The sequence below is a fragment of the Rhodococcus olei genome (assembly GCF_039540555.1).
GTDB lineage: Bacteria > Actinomycetota > Actinomycetes > Mycobacteriales > Mycobacteriaceae > Rhodococcus_G > Rhodococcus_G olei.
Map to the genome: position 1 here is coordinate 19,981 of NZ_BAABFB010000020.1, position 16,054 is coordinate 36,034.

Consider the following 16,054-nt stretch of genomic DNA (forward strand, 5'->3'; position numbering starts at 1 on the left):
GTTCAGTCGAGGGTGAGCTGGCGGCGGTGGAAGTCGAAGTGCCGGCCGGGGTAGCGGTAGAGCTGTTCGACTGTCATGTAGTCGGTGAAGAACGGATCCCAGCGGACCGGAAAGTGCATGCCTCGGTGCAGGTCGGCGTCGGTCTCCTGCGCGAGGCGGCGCTGGAGGGCGGCGATGATGCGGTCAACGTGTCTGCCCATCCGGCGGCGGTCGTAGATGCGGGCCGCGAGGGCGGAGCCTCGGTAGTTGACCTCGTCGAACACCGGGGTGGCGGCGTCGAGTGCGCGGGCGAACCGGCGGCTCGCACCGTCGGGCAACCGAGAGAAAACGCGGATCAGCAGGAGTAGCCGGCGCACGACCATGTAGCCGAAGACCATGTGGAACAGCAGCTGCTCGTTGGTCCAGCGGGTGCCGTTCGAGCGGCGATCGAAATCCTCCGCGGACGCACCGCCCAGGAGTTCGTGCAGCGAGCGCCGGGCCCGTTCGAGGTCCGCGGCAATCGCGCCCCGATCCACCGGTTGACCCTCGGGCATGACGCATCCTCCCGCCGCGACGCTGCGGTCCACTGCCGTTCGGCTCATTGTCCGCCGTGGGATGGAGTCAGCGGCGCCCGATGCGAGCGCGGCCGCCTGCGCGGCGGCGGCGGGGGCTCGTGGCACCGACATCCCCAAGACCGGAATGCTCTCCTGCACAGCGCTCGCCGAAGGGTCGCTCACCCGGATGATTGCGGGTGAGGACATCACGGTCGCGGTCCTCGACACCCCGGGCCGGGCTGGCGGCGATCAACCAGGACGGCTCGCTGGCCGGATGCACGTGGCGGGAATGCCGCGACTCCCGCATCGCCTGCACGAGCATCCTGGTTGGCACCCCAACCGCGGCGGGATGCGGTATCGGTGCCGCCACGGACAAGACGAACACGCCGTCATGCTGGTCGAACGGGGCGCACCACCGGACATCTTCATCGACGCCACAGGTGATCTCGCGGACCGGGATGGGCACGGAACCGGGTCATCGACTCCCTGTTCGACGACTTCGGGTCTCGTCGTGGATGTTCCGTGGTAACCACACATCGCGGTTGCGCGGTCAGGCCTGAAGACCTCGTCGTCGAGCCTGGTTCTATAAACGGCACAGCGGGACAGCGTGTGACAACTCGGAAGTCGTGCTGTCGGCGCGCAGGTGACCACGGCGAGTGATCGTCTGGAGGTCCTGTCCGCGACCACGCCGTCGATGCCGTGCCGGGCCTGGAACTGGCGCACGACAACGCTTACAGGCCGCGGGCATCGGTGTCGATGATCCTTTTTTGATTAAGGTTGTTCACCGCCCGCGGCCCCGCGCGGGTTCAGGTGTGGGCGATCTCGACCATCGACTTCACGTCGGTGATCTTGATGCGCGGGCGGCCGGATTCCTTGCCGCGCTCGCGCTCGGCCTTGTCGATGGCCTCCCAGCCCTTGTAGTCGACGACGTCGGGTTGGCGCTCGTTGATCAACTTGTCGAGGTCCTTGCGGTCACCGGTCGGCTTGGTCAGATTCCCGTCGGTGAAGTCCTCGAGCAGCTGCGCCACGGTGTCCTTGGCGCACTTCTTGTTGGTGCCGATCACTCCGGACGGTCCGCGCTTGATCCAGCCCGCGGTGTACACGCCGGCCAGCGGCTCGCCCGTGCCCGGGTCGATCACCCGTCCGGTCTGGTTCGGGATGGTGCCGCGCGACTCGTCGAACGGGATACCCGGCACCGGGGTGGCGCGGTAGCCGATCGAGCGCAGGACCAGTCCGGTCTCGATGGTCTCCGTCTGCTCGGTCGCCCGCGCCCGCAGCGTGCCGTCCTCCTCGAACAGCTCGTTGCGCGCGATGGTCAGCCCGGTCGCGTGTTCGGTGCCGACCACCTCGGTCGGCGACGCCAGGAAGCGCAGCACGATCCGTTTGTTCGCCGGGTTCGGGGTGCGTTCGGAGAACTCCTGCGCGACCGTCGTTTTGAGCACGGTCGACGGTTCCGCGCCGGCGCTCTCGACCAGTGCCTGGCTGTGCGTGTCCAACACCATCTCGACCGGATCGACCACCACGTCCACACCCTTGAGGTGGCCGAGCGCGATCAGTTCCGGATTGGTGTACGCGGCCTGTGCGGGACCGCGGCGGCCGAGCACGATCACCTCGCGAATGTTGCTCTTGCGGAGGGCCTCGAGGGCGTAGTCGGCGATGTCGGTCCCGGCCAGCTCCTCCGGGTCCATCACCAGAATGCGGGCCACATCGAGCGCCACGTTGCCGTTCCCGACGATCACGGCGCGTTCGGCCGAGAGGTCGAACTGCCGGTCCGCGTGGTCGGGATGCCCGTTGTACCAGGCGACGAACTCGGTGGCCGCGTGGCTGCCGGACAGGTCCTCACCGGGCACGCCGAGGCGCCGGTTGCGGGACGCGCCGACCGCGTAGATCACCGCGTGGTGATGCGCCATCAGCTCGTCGTGCGTGAGGTGCTTGCCGATGTCCACGTTCAGGTGGAACGCGAACGACGGCTGGGACACCGTCCACCGGAAGATGTCGGTGACCATCTTGGTGCTCGGATGGTCCGGCGCCACACCCGCGCGGACCAGTCCCCACGGGGTGGGCAGCCGGTCGAACATCTCCACCTCGACCGAGTTCCCGCCCTGGGTGACCAGATCGGCCGCGGCGTAGCAGCCGGCCGGGCCGGAACCCACGATCGCCACCCGCAGCGGCGCCTCTTCCTGGGGCACCGCCACCGGGGTCATCGGCTCGAAGGCATCCCAGCCGGGCTTCAGCGGGTGCTTCCCGAAGTACTCCGCGTTGATCGTCTGATACCGGGCGTTCACGGCGGTGAGCTGATCTTCCGGGAAGATCGCCGCCACAGGGCAGGCGTCCATGCAGGCCCCGCAGTCGATGCAGGTGGCCGGCTCGATGTAGAGCATCTCCGTGGTGGTGTAGTCCGAGTCGTCCGGGATGGGGCGGATGCAGTCCACCGGGCACACCTCGACGCACGAAGCGTCGTTGCAACACGCCTGGGTGATCACATAGGCCATGCGTCACACTCCCGGTTCGAGGTGCAGGGCGGTGGGCTCGCGCAGCGCGGTGCCGATCTGGCCGGTGACCTTCGCTCGGCGGCGTCACAGTCCTGCGGATGCAGGTCCGGGGGCCGTTCGAGCAGACCCCTGGGCGCGGCGGGCATTTCGGTCAACGCGGGCCAGTTGCCCAGGAAGGGTGGGGATCCGCCACCGAACGCGGTGGCGGGCATGACGTGCTTCGCGCCCCGGGGGAGCGCCGCGAGGTTCATGAGCTGACCGGGCCGGATGAGGGGAGTGCGACGGTGGTGCCGTCGTTGAGGTGTCGGCAGTAGCCCTCGACGAGGTGGCGGCACTCGCCGCAACCGGTGCCTGCACGGGTCTTTGCGGCAAGCGCTGCCGGGGTGCGGGCGCCGGCGCGGAATGCGGCGGTGAGATGTTGTTTGGTCACCGAGTTGCATCGGCACACGATCGCCGCAGCGGTCAGGTGGGCCGGGCGTGGGTCGACTTCGGGTGGGGCTCGGCCGAGCAGCAGACTCATCCGGTCTGCCGGTACCGGGGCGCGGGTGTCGAACAGCTGGGTGAGCGTTCCCACCACGTCCGGGTTGCCGAGGGTCACGGCGCCGACCAGGCGGCCGTCACGGACGACGACTTTCGCGTAGCGACCGCGGGTCGGATCGGCGATGGCGAGCACCTCGGCGTCGCTGCTGTCCAGGTCGGTGCGGACCTCGCCCATGGAGGCGAGGTCGATGCCGTGGGCCTTGAGCCGGGTTATAGGCGTGCTGCCCCGGTAGCGGGCGCTGGTGTCGGTGCCGGTGAGGTGATTCGCGGCGACCGCGGCCTGGTCCCACGCCGGCTGTACCAGCCCGTACACGATGCCGCCGTGCTGTGCGCACTCGCCGATCGCCCACACGTGTGCGGCGCTGGTGTGCATGCGGTCGTCGACGACGATGCCCTTGCCGATCAGAAGGCCTGCGGCTCTGGCCAGCTCGATGCGGGGCCGGATTCCGGCGGTCAGCACAACCAGGTCGACAGGCACCTCGGTGCCGTCGTCGAGGATCAGGTGGCGGGCACCCGGCCGGTCGGTGGTGAGCATGGTCGCGAATCGGCCCAGCAGCAGTGTCAGGCCGAGGGACCGCAGCACCCGGGTCAGGACCGCGGCGCCGGGCGGGTCGAGCTGGCGGTCCATCGGAAAGTCGACCGGGTGGACCACGGTCACGTGTGCGCCGCGGATCAACAGCCCGCGTGCGGCTTCGAGGCCGAGTACCCCGCCGCCGAGGACGACCACCCGGGTGCCCGACCTCACGGCGGCGATGATTGCCGTGCAGTCCTCGACGGTGCGGAAGGGCACCACGTCGGCGGCGAGGTCGCCGCCGGCGTCGAGGAGCCCGGCGACGGGAGGCAGGAAGGGGCTGCTGCCGGTGGCGAGGACCAGCTCGTCGTAGCCGACCGGTGAGCCGTCACTGAGTAGGACTGTCTGCGTATCCGGGTCTATCTCGGTGACGGTGACGCCCAACCGGGCGGCGATGCCGCGGCTTTCGTACCAGCCGGTGGGGTGGAGGCGTGTGTCCTGGGGGGTGAGACCGCCGGCGAGGACGGTCGAGAGCAGGATGCGGTTGTAGGCCGGCTGGGGTTCGTCGCCGACGACCGTGATCGACACCCGGGTGCCGTCGGGGTCTCGGCGGCACAGGTCCTCGGCGAGCCGGGCGCCGGCCATGCCGTTGCCGACGATGACGGTCCGCCTCATCAGACCGCCTCGAGGCGTACGGCGCAGGCCTTGAACTCGGGCATGGCGCTGGTCGGGTCCAGCTGTGGGTTGGTCATCAGGTTCGCCCGCCCCGGCCCGGGGTAGTGGAACGGTACGAACACCGTGTCCGGCCGCATGGTGACATCGCAGCGCACTTGCGCGGTCATGCGGCCTCGGCGGCTGAGAACGTGTGCGGTTTGGCCGTCGCGCAGCCCGAACCGGGCGGCGGTGTCGGGGTGCACCTGGACGAAGACGTCGCCGGCGGCGGCGACCAGCTCCGGGATGCGACGGGTCTGCGTGCCGGACTGGTAATGCGCCGCGAGGCGTCCCGTGGTTGCGGTCAGCGGATATTCGGGGTCGGTGGGTTCGGCGGGGCCGCGGTGTTCAACCGCGACGAACCGGGCACGCCCGTCCGCGGCGGCGAACCGGTCCAGAAACAGCCGGGGGGTGCCCGGGTGATCCGGAGCGTCCTCGGCGGTGGCGGGGCACGGCCAGTACAGGGCCTCTCCCGCCTCGAGCCGCCGGTAGCTGATCCCCGAGTAGTCGGCGGCGCCGCCGGCGGACGCGCGGCGAAGCTCCTCGAAAACCTGGCCCGGGTCGGTGGGAAACCTCTCGGCCGGCTGACCGAGCCGCACCGCGAGGTCCGACCAGAGTCGCAGTTCGCTGCGCACCCCCGCGGGCGGGTTCACGGCCCGCCGCCTCCGGAGCACACGGCCCTCGATGCTGGTGGTGGTCCCCTCCTCCTCTGCCCACTGCAGCACCGGCAGCACCACGTCGGCCATCGCCGCGGTTTCCGACAGTAGGAAGTCGCCGACGACCAGCATGTCCAGCGCGCGTAGCCGGTCCTCGATGTGTGCGGCGTGCGGTGCCGAGACCACCGGGTTCGCCCCGTGCACGAGCAGTGCGCGGGGCCCACCGTCGGCACCGAGCGCGTCGAGGAGCGCGTAGGCGCTGCGCCCCGGGCCGGGCAGGGCCTGCGGGGCGATGCCCCACACGGCCGCGACGTGGGCCCGCGCGGCCGGGTCGGTGATTTGTCGGTAGCCGGGTAGCTGATCGGCCTTTTGGCCGTGTTCGCGTCCGCCCTGTCCGTTGCCCTGACCGGTCAGGGTCCCGTAGCCGCTGCCCTGCCGGCCCGGCAGCCCCAGCGTCAACGCCAGATCGATGACCGCGCTGACGGTGTCGGTTCCGGTGGTGTGCTGCTCGGCGCCTCGGCCGGTGAGGATGTAGGCGCCGGTGTGCGTGCGCCGGGAGCGGGCCAGGATGTGCACAGCTCGGCGCATCCGCGACTCCGGCACCCCGGTCACCCGTTCGGTGTGCCCTGGCCACCACTGCGCGGCCGCCGGCCAGGCGGCGTCGAAACCGGTTGTGCGGGCATGGATGTATTCAATGTCGGCGAGCCCGTCGATGACTGCGAGGTGCATCAGCCCCAACGCAAGGGGAAGGTCGGTGCCGGGGGAGAGTTGCAGGTGGATCCCGCCACCGTCTTCGGCTCGGGCTGCGGTTGGGGTGCGTCGTGGGTCGACGACGATGAGCCCGGCGGCGTCGGCGGCGGTCGTCAGATGCCCGAGCAGCGGCGGCATCGTCTCGGCCACATTGGCGCCGAACAGCATGATCGCCCGGGCGGCGCCCAGATCGGCCAGCGGGAACGGGAGCCCGCGGTCGAGCCCGAACGCCCTCGACCCCGCCGCCGCCGCGGACGACATGCAGAAGCGACCGTTGTAGTCGATGTTGGCGGTGCCGAGTGCGACCCGGGCGAATTTGCCCAGCATGTATGCCTTCTCGTTGGTCAGCGCCCCGCCGCCGAACACCGCGACCGCGTCGGGGCCGCCGACCCTTTGCGTCGCCCGCACACCGTCGGCCACCCGATCGAGCGCCCGCTCCCACGTGGTCGGGTGCAGCCGGCCGCGGGCGCGGACCAGCGGGGCGGTGAGTCGGTCGGGGTGGCGCAGCAGTTCGGCACTGGTCCACCCCTTGTGGCACAGGCCGCCGCGGTTGGTCGGAAAGTCGCGTCCGGCCACGGCCGCGTCGGCGGCGCTGTCGCCGTGGACGGTCATGGCGCACTGCAGCCCGCAGTACGGGCAGTGCGTCGGCGTCGCGGCGTTCATGACGGCACCCCGGCCGGAGGGGCGGGCGAGCGGTCCATGCGTCGGCCATCCCCGTGTTCGGCGGCCCGGTTGGGGCGGGGGCGCCGGAACACGACGGCGGTGAGCGCGGTGCACAGCACGTAGAAGCCCGCGAACACCCAGAAGGCCATGGTTGCGGACCTGTCGGCACCGGCGTACGAGGCCCGCAGAACCAGGTTGATGGCGACCGCGCCGAGGCTGCCGATCGCTCCGGCCAGCCCGATCAGCGCGCCGGACATCGACCGTGACCAGGCGGCCGCCTCGTCGCGGCTGACCCCGCACCGCCGCTCGGCCCGCTCGGCGAAGATCGCCGGGATCATCTTGTACACAGCGCCGTTGCCGAGTCCGGAGAGCACGAACAGCGGGATGAAACCGATCAGGTAGGCGGCGAACACGCCGGAGCCGGCCTCGCCGGGGGTGGCGTCGTGAGGGGTGCCCGCGAGTACCAGTACGCCGGCCGCGGCGGTCATCGCGGTGAAGCAGCACATGGTGACCCGGCCGCCGCCGTGGCGGTCGGCGAGCAGTCCGCCGATCGGCCGGGACACAGACCCGAGCAGCGGGCCGAGGAACGCAATCTGCGCGGCGTGCAGCGCGGCCCGCGCGGCGGTGGTCCCCGGGGTGGCGAGGAAGTTGAGTTCGAGCACCTGGCCGAACGCGAAGCTGAAGCCGATGAACGAGCCGAACGTCCCGATGTAGAGGAACGCGACGGCCCAGGCGTCGGGGTAGCGTAGGACTTCGATCATCCGGCGACCGGAGGCGTCCACGCCGTCGAGGTTGTCCATGAACAGCGCGGCGCCGAGGGCGGCCAAGCCGGCCAGCACCAGGTACACCGAGAGGATGATCTCCGGGGAGCGGTTGCCGACGGTCGCGACGACCAGCAGTCCGAACAGCTGGATGACCGTGACGCCCATGTTGCCGCCACCCGCGTTCAGCCCGAGCGCCCAGCCCTTGAGCCGCTGCGGGTAGAAGACGTTGATGTTGGACATCGAGGACGCAAAGTTGCCCCCACCGAAGCCGGCGAAGGCCGCGATGACCATAAAGGTGGTGTAGGAGGTCCCGGGGTTGGCCATCGCACGCATGGTCAGAATCAGCGGGATCAGGAGCACCAGCGCGCTGAAGATGGTCCAGTTCCGGCCGCCGAACCGCGCGGTGGCCGTGGTGTACGGCACGCGCAGCACGGCTCCGACGAGGGTCGGCATCGCGATCAGGAAGAACTTGCCCGCATAGTCGATGTGATAGACGTCGACGGGCATGAACAACACCATCACCGACCAGATCGACCACACCGAGAACCCGACGTGTTCCGCAATCACGGACCAGATCAGATTGCGGCGTGCGATCAGCTTGTTGCCGAGCTCCCACGCTGCCGCATCCTCGGCGTCCCAGTCGACGATGTGGTGCCGCTTCGCCTGCAAGCGAAGCGGATCGCGGTCGATGCGTTCCGCGAGGTTGGCCAGCACCGCCCCTCGCCGGCGCCGGCCGTGCCGCCACCCGCCGGTGCCGGCCGTGCCGCCACTCGCCCGTGGCCGGCCCCAAGACCTCACCCCGCAGCACATCACGGGTGACCTGTGATGTCCGCCTGCGCGTCGGAACCGGGCCTGGCGTCCACCAGGAAATAGTTGCCGCCCCGCCGATGCTCGCCGGGTGTCCCGTCGGTGCGATTACGGGACGCCGGGATCAGCGCGGGAATGTGCCTGCTGCAGTGGATGTAGGCCTCCTCCACTTCAATGAGCACCCACCGCGCGGCCACCTGATCGGGGATCCGCGCGCGCGGCAGATCCGGATGACGTTCGCGCAGTGCGGCGTCGCTCACCACAGTCGCGGAGCCGTTGATGTGCAGGCCGATCTGGTCGGTGACGAAGTCGACGAGCATCAGCCCCACGTGCGGGTTCTCCACGATGTTGCCCATGGACGCCATCACCCCGTTTCCCCGGTACTCGGGATACGCGAGCACGTCGGGTGCGAGGACACGGACGAACCCCGGCGGACCGGCGCGCAGTGACACATCGCAGGCGCCGGCGGCATCCGCGGTCGCGATAAACATGAGGTCGCGTTGCCCGACGAACTCGATCATCGCCGGGTTGAGAGAGGTGAGCATCTGCCTGGTATAGAAGCGCTCCGCACGCTCCTCGGTGCACAATTCGGCCTGCAGGATATGCTCGCCGCGCGAGCCAGGCGTTCCGTTCATCGGCCTGCTCCTCGATGCTCCTCGCTCGTGTGCCCGAATCGCGGTGCCCGGACCCACTACACATGGACGAGGGCGACTTTCGGTTCATTTCCGAGAGAGGTGTTGGCTGCTCGCCGGGTCTGCGCGCGTGGCGTTGCCGGTCGCGGGGCCCGGTGGGGTTTCGGTGTTCAATTCCCGGTGCGAGTCGGCTTGCGTCACCAATGTTTCCCGTGGATGTCCGCTCGGGGTAGGCACCCTAGGTGTCGGTTTGCCCCCACCCCAGGGGTGAGGTTGCGGACCCGCCCCCTCCGGTACCGATCGACCGGCCGACGAGCGACGCCCCGGCATCCGCCGGGGACGTTGCGGCCCCGCGGCTCGGGGCCGACCGATCGACCTGACGGGACATCCGCCGCGGCACCACGATCCGAGCGACGCCGTGCCACAAACTAGGTCGTGGTCGTGCCGGTTCGCACGCTGGCTCCGCACGAACCGTGCCCGGTGCCGTTCGAGGATGGCGTCGGACGCGGCCCGGATGCGGAACTGCTCGCGGGCCAGGGCGTACCGGACGGCCAGACCATCAGTTACAGCGACGCATTCAGATCACGTAATACGTGACCGCACAACCTATTTCCAAAGCAGATAGGCGTGACTCTGCCGTTTCCCCTGTTGGAGAAGGGTTCTCGCCTACCGGATCGCGTGCTCAGGCACACGGCCGAGGCCGCGACGGGTAATCGCTGGGCGGGGCTGGCGGCGGGGTGACCCCGTCCGGCCAGATCGTGGTCTCGTCGTGGACGACGCCGGTCAGGTTCGCCCCGACCAGGGTGGCCACGCCGGACAGGTCCGTGCCGCGTAGGTCCGCGCCGGTCAGCGATGCGCCGAGAAGGTCGGTCCCGGACAGGTCCGCGCCGGTCAGGACGACGTCGTACAGGATCGTGTTGGTTAGATCGGTGCCGCGTAGGTCGGCCCTGGCCAGCGTCGCGCAGCGCAGATCGGCGCCCGGAGAGATTTCGCGACGAGATGACGACCGCAGTGATCGCCGCGACCGCGGTCGCGACCCCGACCACCGCCTGCCAGAACACCGGAGATGTCATCGTGCGTGTGAACACTGCCCACGCTCGCGCCCGGCGAGGAGGCTGCACTCTCATGCGGTCGCCCGCGAGCCGCGGCCGCCGCGGCTTTGCCGCGCTCACCAGCACCCCTCGTTCGCGACGAACAGAGCCCGTTTCCGACTCACCCTCAGCTGGGGAAGCAGCCCGGGTACCCCGATCCGCACCCGTCCAGCGTAAAACGAACCCCCGAGCGCGCACCACAGTCGCGGACACGGGAACCGTGACACCGGTGACCTGGGGAAACGGCGGTGGCGCCGCAATGGCTCGCGAACCATCGTTTCCATGACATAGAACCTGGACGGTTGAGTCCGAGGGGTACTCGGGTCAGGGGTCGGAGCTGATCACGGCCCGGGCGGTGGCGGCGACGGCGAGGTCCTGGCCGGTGATCCGGCCGCGGTGAGTCTTCCCGGAGAGAACCTCGAGGACGTCGAGCGTGGGGCTGGCGACGGCGACGCGGTCGGGGGACGGACTGCCCTGGACGCGCCAACCGAGGCCGAGCAGCAGGTTTCGGATCTCGCGCTCCCAGTCCTCGGCCGGGATGCCGCTCCCGACGACGGCCAGGGCCAGCCAGCCCGCCTGTCGGTCGAACTCGGTCCTGCCCACCGGCAGTCGGGACAGGATGTGCCGCCACAGCGCCAGTGGCCGGTCACGGCACCGACCGGCGAGCGCGGTCGGCGCCAGCCGCCCCTTCCGCACACTCACCAGGCCGAGCGCTCGCGCGCTGTCGCGGAGCTGCGCGACCGGCCACGTGAGGTCCTCGCGGTTCGCCTTGCCGATCCACCACCCGGCGACGCCGGTCCGCTCGGCGAGCTGCTCGACCAGCGCCGGCGGCAGGTAGCCGGCGCTCGTCAGCCGCACCCCATCGCCGATCAGGTCGAGTAGGACGGCGTACGGCTCGATCAGGCGGGCGGCGTCGGCCTCGCTCACCTCGACCGCGGCGTGCGACGCCGACCGTGCCAGCAGCTGCGTGAGCGCCTGGTTGCCGACCCGCTCCAGTTGCTCGCGCAGCGCGGCCAGCTCCCCGGCCACCGGGACCGGCGCGGCCACCGCCGCCGCGAGGGCGGTGTTGGCCGCGTCGACGTCGAACCGGTCTGGGTGCCAGTCGAGCGGCAGCCAATCGCGGGCGTGGCCGGCGTCCTCGAACGGCGGCGGAACGGACGACGGGTCGCACCCGCCCCGCACCCACGCCGCCAGCTCCGTGTAGTCCCAGATCCCACCGCAATCCTCGGGCGGGCAGGCCATCCGACCTGTGGTGCAGCGCACCTCGGCGGGCGGCGCGTCGAGAACCGCTTCCACCGCGAGCACGTGGTCCCAGCCGTCACCGAAGTCGTACTCGTACCAGAGGCGCTCACCCGCGCCCGTCAGCACCTGATCGAGCCGGACACCGGCTTCGAGCACGCCGTCTTCGCCCTCCTCGACGTCGAACGGTGTGACAAAGTACGGCGACCGAGGATCGCTGCCGGTGCGGAATCGGTGCAGGTGGCCGTCGAGCCATCCCATCGCGGCCTGGATCACCAGGTGCAGTCGGTCGAGGGGGAGATCGCCGGGCAGCTCGAGCCGCCGCCACACCGGTGGTTTGGCACCGATCAGGTCGAGCCGGACCCGAAAGCCGCGGATGCGGGTCGGCGCAGTACCGACCGTGGGGTCCGGGACTCGCAGCGCATTCTCGATCAACGCCGTCGAACGGTCCGCCCCGACCGCGGCCAGGAATGTCTGTTGCTGCTGCGGGGTCAGCTCGGCGATGAGTTGCTCGGCGAGCCGTTGTACGTCGTCTGAGGTCGGCACGACACCAGTCAACCATCGACCGGGAACGGCCGTGCCCAGCCGATGCATGAACCACCCTGAATTTGATCCCACGACCTGCACCAGCGGGGCATTGTGTTCCGGAACCTGGCCGACCCGATCCGGATCGGCTCGACGAATCCGGACGATCCGATGGGTCAGCTGGCGGTGGTGCTGGTGGCCCCGGGTCGGGCAGATGGAACGCACCTACGCGGTCGAGCGGGCCGCGCCCGCCCGCACGGCCACCGAAACAGGGTCCCATGTCAGCCGACCCGGCGTAGTCACCGACGCCCAACTCGCCCACGCCACCCAATTTTCCGCGCGTCGTCCGGAAAATTCTCGGGCCCCGAGATGGTGGCGCCACCATCGCCGAGATCACCACACAGACCGGGCTGACCCTCTCCTCCCACTACCGGCACCTGCCGCCCCGCCCGGCGGAGACGCGCACCGCTACACCAGACCCCATCGAGGAGACGCCTTCTCGGGCAACGGTGTCGGTGGCACCGTCACCGGCCGCCGGGCCTCTGACATTCCCGACCTGCGACCACGAACCCGTCATCGTCGGGACCTCGTCCGCATGCGCCGATCTCGCCACCGTCTGGCTACCCGAGACCGCCGCGATGCTCGGCGTCGCACGCTCGATCGTGTACCGCCGCCTCTCCTGATCGACACCGTGCCAAATAGCGCCGGCAAAAACGAGCCAGATAGCGCTGGGAGTCACACACCGGGACGAACGCCATCCGGTGACGAGTTCCGTTGATGTGTCAGACCTAGAGAGGATCCCCAACCAGACACCTACCCAGGGATGGAGCGGCCGGACGCCATCGGGAACCGCGGGCTGTCTCCTACGCGGTGTCATTCTCATCGGACGCGTGTCGGAGTTCGTCAGCTTCGTCCGCTCGACCGAGTCCGTCGAGCACATCGGCCTGCAGTGGCCCCGGATTCCACTGCCGCTCCAGCCCAATCTCCACCTGGGTCGCATCCCCGCGATACCAGCAGGGTCAGCCGATTCCGTTAGCGTCGAGGAATGTCCTCCCTCGGCCCGACCGACTACGCCGCCACACTCGAGAGCATCAAGCGGCTCGTGCATGAGGCGCGCTACATCGCCCAGCGCCGAGTGAACACCGAACTGCTCAGGCTCTACTGGCAGATCGGAGCGACGATCATCGAGCGACAGAAGACAGCCCCATGGGGCAGCAAGGTCCTCTCCCAGCTGTCCGCAGATCTGCGAACCGAGTTCCCCACTTCGAAGGGCTTCTCACCGGCCAACCTCAAGTACATGCGGAGGTTCGCCGAGGCGTGGCCCGACCACGGCAATCGGTCAACGACCCGTTGGCCAATTGCCCTGGGGCCACGTCATCGAGTTGCTCGAGAAGCTCGATGACCCGGGGTTGCGCGACTGGTACAGCGTCAAGGACATCGAACATGGCTGGAGTCGTCCCGTGCTGGCACACCAGATCAAGACCCACCTGCACCTCCGAGAGGGTGCGGCCCCGTCCAACTTCCCGCCCCAGGCGTTCCGCAACGGCGCCTCCGCGCGTGATCATGCGCCAGACCGGGCACACCACCCCTGGCATGCTCGGGGTCCGCGCCCGTGAACACGCGCCACTGGTTGGTAACGCTGTGCGACATCGGACTCTAGAAGAGTGACCCTCTTCGCTAAGGGTCGAACCGCTGGCGACCCGTACCCGGATCCAGTCGTGCACAAGAGGTATCGGCACGACTGGGTGCTGTTCGCCGACTGGGGCGCCGCGGCCGACCATCCATCGCTGCCCGCGGTGACCGAGGCGCAGGCGCAGTTCCTGCACGAGCATCCCGCCGCCGTGACAACGCAGAAACGGCGGGTCAGTGCCGTCAGCGCCGTCCATCTCGACAATCACCTTCCGGCACGGGGGCGCAGCACCGAGGTGCCCCGGATTTTCCACGGCACCCGCGCCGCTCGACGGGGCCGCGCCGCTGCTGCTCCAGCACGCCGCCGGACTCCTACCACCGGATGGCCGGCCGGGCTGTTCGGTCGCCGCGACGCGCTGCTGCTGGTTCTCGCCGCCACCGGGATGACGTTCACCCAGATCAGTGGACTGCGCCGCGGTGACGTAACCGTCGATGACTGCACACCGTCGTCGCCGCGACAGGAGGCGAGCATTTCCGTGTGCCAGTTTCCGCCTGCGACGCCGTGGCCACCTACACGCTGGGTCGAGGTACTTGCCTTCCTCGACCGACACCCGAACACCCAGATGCTCGCCCGCCACCTCACCACCGACCCGGGCCCGGTGCTCACCATCGCGCCGACCGGATCCCGTGCATCCCAACCCGTTCCTGCCTCCGATCGACCGATGGGGACACCTCGTCGCTTGGCCCCGTGGCTGATCGCGAACCGAACCTGATCATCCGCCGGCGAACGGCGGCAGCACGTCCACCCGCGCGGCCACCGGGACGTCGAGGTCCCGGGTCAGCTCGTCACCCAGCAGGAACGCCGCGACCGTGAGCACCCGCTCCATCGCGGCACCGTGACGCTCGACCAGCGCCGCCCGCAGATCTCCGAGGGTCGCGCCGACCGGCAACTCGACGGACTGCTCACCACGACCGGCCGCCTCCTCCGCCGCGGCGAAGAACCGCACCGTGACCGCCCTGAGGGTCGCCTGTTCAACCACCGATCGCTCCCATGCTCCGCTGCGGCGGCTCGAACCCCGCCGAATTGATCCCGTGCCCGGCCCACTTGGTCCACATCGCACCCCGCCACAGGTCGCCGAGTTCCGCGTCGCTCGCCCCGGACCGAAGCGCCTCCCGCAGGTCGATCTCGGAGTCGCTGAACAGGCAGGACCGCACCGTGCCCTCCGCGGTCAGCCGGGTCCGGTCGCAGTCGGCGCAGAAGTTCCGCGTGACCGAGGCGATGATCCCGACCGTCGCGGGGCCGCCGTCGACCAGCCACTCCTCCGCCGGCGCGGACGGATCCTCCCGCCCCGCCTCGGTCAGGTCGAACCGCTCGCCGAGCACCTCGAGCAGGCGCCGCGCGTCCACCATCGACGACCGCGCCCACGCATGATCCGCGTCGAGCGGCATCTCCTCGATGAACCGCAGATGCACCCCCTCGTCCAGGCACCACCGCAGCAGATCGGCTGCGCCGTCGAGTGTTTCGGGCATCAGCACCGCATTGACCTTCAGCGGTGTCAAACCGGCCCTGGCCGCGGCCCGGATCCCGGCCAGCACCGACGGCAGCCGGTCACGGCGCGTCAGTTCCGCGAAATGCGCCCGGTCGACGGTGTCGAGGGAGATGTTCACCCGCGTCAACCCGGCGTCGACGAGGCCCTGCACGCGGTGCTCGAGCCCGACGGCGTTGGTGGTCATCGCCAGCGGGGTGCCGGGGACGGCGCGCGCGCAGCCGGCGACGATGTCCTCGAGATCGCGGCGCATCAACGGCTCGCCCCCGGTGAACCGCACCTCCCGGACCCCGAGGTCGCGCACCGCGATCCGCACCAGCCGCACGATCTCACCGGCGGTCAGCAGCCTCGACTGCGGGATCGCGGGCAACCCCTCCGCGGGCATGCAGTACGTGCACCGCAACGAACACTTCTCTGTGATCGACACCCGCAGATCACGGGCGACCCGACCGAAGCGGTCGACCAGCTCCGGGACGTCGGGGCGGTCGGTGACGTCGACGCTGCTCCGCACGCGCGGCAACCCGACCGGAACCGGCCGCACGGTCGACGTCATCGCGTCTCCACCTCGCTCACCAGACCAGTATGACCGCGGTTGGGCCACACAGTTTCACGGCGCCCGCCATGCACCGGTCGCGATGGCCGTCCTAGGATGATTCCTCAAACCGGCGACGGTGACGAACAGGTCTGTGCTCTCGTGCGGCGCTGGCCAGGGCCGCCGTACTGATCGACATTCCGGAGGACGTGACGACGATGCAGGCGGGAGACGACGTACGGGTGTGGCAGCTGTGAGCGAGCCGAATCTGACCCACCTCGACGGCGAGGGCCGGGCACGGATGGTCGACGTCGGCGCGAAGGCCAGCACGACCCGGATCGCGGTCGCCGCCGGCGAGTTGCGGACCACCCCCGAGGTGATCGCCCTGGTCCGCGCCGACGACATGCCGAAGGCCGACGTGCTGGCCACCGC

The 16,054-nt window shown here is 69.9% G+C and carries 16 protein-coding genes; 5 read left to right on the forward strand and 11 right to left on the reverse strand.

The window, feature by feature from the left end; translation table 11 throughout:
• Positions 1-2: 2 nt before the first annotated feature.
• From ABD951_RS04120 to ABD951_RS04150, 7 genes are all read right to left on the reverse strand, one after another.
• Positions 3-533: a DinB family protein gene (locus tag ABD951_RS04120; protein WP_345342447.1), complete on the reverse strand. Its 531-nt coding sequence runs from the start codon at positions 531-533 to the stop codon at positions 3-5.
• 67 nt (positions 534-600) lie between these two features.
• Entirely contained in the window at positions 601-999 is a 399-nt protein-coding gene (locus ABD951_RS04125; RefSeq protein ID WP_345342449.1) for a hypothetical protein, read from the reverse strand.
• Between the two features lie 340 nt (positions 1,000-1,339).
• Entirely contained in the window at positions 1,340-3,025 is a 1,686-nt protein-coding gene (locus tag ABD951_RS04130; protein WP_345342451.1) for an FAD-dependent oxidoreductase, read from the reverse strand.
• A gap of 247 nt (positions 3,026-3,272) precedes the next feature.
• Positions 3,273-4,751, reverse strand: a complete 1,479-nt coding sequence (locus tag ABD951_RS04135; RefSeq protein ID WP_345342453.1) for an FAD-dependent oxidoreductase — start codon at positions 4,749-4,751, stop codon at positions 3,273-3,275.
• The gene (locus ABD951_RS04140; RefSeq protein ID WP_345342456.1) at positions 4,751-6,856 is read right to left on the reverse strand and encodes a molybdopterin oxidoreductase family protein; all 2,106 of its coding nucleotides are present in this window, start codon (positions 6,854-6,856) and stop codon (positions 4,751-4,753) included. The genes ABD951_RS04135 and ABD951_RS04140 overlap by 1 nt, the downstream gene beginning before the upstream one ends.
• On the reverse strand, positions 6,853-8,334 hold the full coding sequence (locus ABD951_RS04145; RefSeq protein WP_425569769.1) for a nitrate/nitrite transporter: 1,482 nt from the start codon (positions 8,332-8,334) through the stop codon (positions 6,853-6,855). The genes ABD951_RS04140 and ABD951_RS04145 overlap by 4 nt, the downstream gene beginning before the upstream one ends.
• 95 nt (positions 8,335-8,429) lie before the next feature.
• Positions 8,430-9,062: a pyridoxamine 5'-phosphate oxidase family protein gene (locus ABD951_RS04150; protein WP_345342458.1), complete on the reverse strand. Its 633-nt coding sequence runs from the start codon at positions 9,060-9,062 to the stop codon at positions 8,430-8,432.
• Between the two features lie 432 nt (positions 9,063-9,494).
• On the opposite strand from ABD951_RS04150, the gene ABD951_RS04155 reads away from it, so the two are divergent.
• The gene (locus ABD951_RS04155) at positions 9,495-9,656 is read left to right on the forward strand and encodes a hypothetical protein (RefSeq protein WP_345342460.1); all 162 of its coding nucleotides are present in this window, start codon (positions 9,495-9,497) and stop codon (positions 9,654-9,656) included.
• 85 nt (positions 9,657-9,741) lie between these two features.
• Here ABD951_RS04155 and ABD951_RS28630 read toward each other — a convergent pair whose 3' ends face one another.
• Both ABD951_RS28630 and ABD951_RS04160 read right to left on the reverse strand, forming a co-directional pair.
• On the reverse strand, positions 9,742-10,071 hold the full coding sequence (locus tag ABD951_RS28630; RefSeq protein ID WP_425569772.1) for a pentapeptide repeat-containing protein: 330 nt from the start codon (positions 10,069-10,071) through the stop codon (positions 9,742-9,744).
• Between the two features lie 403 nt (positions 10,072-10,474).
• Positions 10,475-11,935: a plasmid pRiA4b ORF-3 family protein gene (locus tag ABD951_RS04160; protein ID WP_345342462.1), complete on the reverse strand. Its 1,461-nt coding sequence runs from the start codon at positions 11,933-11,935 to the stop codon at positions 10,475-10,477.
• A gap of 1,024 nt (positions 11,936-12,959) precedes the next feature.
• Here ABD951_RS04160 and ABD951_RS04170 point away from each other — a divergent pair.
• From ABD951_RS04170 to ABD951_RS04180, 3 genes are all read left to right on the forward strand, one after another.
• On the forward strand, positions 12,960-13,316 hold the full coding sequence (locus ABD951_RS04170; RefSeq protein ID WP_345342464.1) for a DUF1016 N-terminal domain-containing protein: 357 nt from the start codon (positions 12,960-12,962) through the stop codon (positions 13,314-13,316).
• Positions 13,297-13,530, forward strand: a complete 234-nt coding sequence (locus ABD951_RS28635; RefSeq protein ID WP_425569770.1) for a hypothetical protein — start codon at positions 13,297-13,299, stop codon at positions 13,528-13,530. Before ABD951_RS04170 ends, ABD951_RS28635 begins: the two co-directional genes overlap by 20 nt.
• Positions 13,531-13,632: 102 nt before the next feature.
• Complete coding sequence (locus tag ABD951_RS04180) at positions 13,633-14,316, forward strand: hypothetical protein (RefSeq protein WP_345342466.1); 684 nt, start codon at positions 13,633-13,635, stop codon at positions 14,314-14,316.
• On the opposite strand, the gene ABD951_RS04185 is transcribed toward ABD951_RS04180, so the two are convergent.
• Entirely contained in the window at positions 14,317-14,583 is a 267-nt protein-coding gene (locus tag ABD951_RS04185; RefSeq protein WP_345342468.1) for a MoaD/ThiS family protein, read from the reverse strand.
• Complete coding sequence (gene moaA, locus ABD951_RS04190) at positions 14,576-15,643, reverse strand: GTP 3',8-cyclase MoaA (RefSeq protein ID WP_425569771.1); 1,068 nt, start codon at positions 15,641-15,643, stop codon at positions 14,576-14,578. The genes ABD951_RS04185 and moaA overlap by 8 nt, the downstream gene beginning before the upstream one ends.
• 280 nt (positions 15,644-15,923) lie before the next feature.
• Here moaA and ABD951_RS04195 point away from each other — a divergent pair.
• The coding region (locus ABD951_RS04195) for a cyclic pyranopterin monophosphate synthase MoaC (RefSeq protein WP_345342475.1) at positions 15,924-16,054 on the forward strand (131 nt) is incomplete at its 3' end.

What these genes read in the sequence shown, in the direction of transcription:
- ABD951_RS04120 (WP_345342447.1), bottom strand. Translation starts at nt 533, where the DNA reads ATGCCCGAGGGTCAACCGGTGGATCGGGGCGCGATTGCCGCGGACCTC.
- ABD951_RS04130 (WP_345342451.1), bottom strand. Translation starts at nt 3,025, where the DNA reads ATGGCCTATGTGATCACCCAGGCGTGTTGCAACGACGCTTCGTGCGTC.
- ABD951_RS04135 (WP_345342453.1), bottom strand. Translation starts at nt 4,751, where the DNA reads ATGAGGCGGACCGTCATCGTCGGCAACGGCATGGCCGGCGCCCGGCTC.
- ABD951_RS04140 (WP_345342456.1), bottom strand. Translation starts at nt 6,856, where the DNA reads ATGAACGCCGCGACGCCGACGCACTGCCCGTACTGCGGGCTGCAGTGC.
- ABD951_RS04150 (WP_345342458.1), bottom strand. Translation starts at nt 9,062, where the DNA reads ATGAACGGAACGCCTGGCTCGCGCGGCGAGCATATCCTGCAGGCCGAA.
- ABD951_RS04170 (WP_345342464.1), top strand. Translation starts at nt 12,960, where the DNA reads ATGTCCTCCCTCGGCCCGACCGACTACGCCGCCACACTCGAGAGCATC.
- moaA (WP_425569771.1), bottom strand. Translation starts at nt 15,643, where the DNA reads ATGACGTCGACCGTGCGGCCGGTTCCGGTCGGGTTGCCGCGCGTGCGG.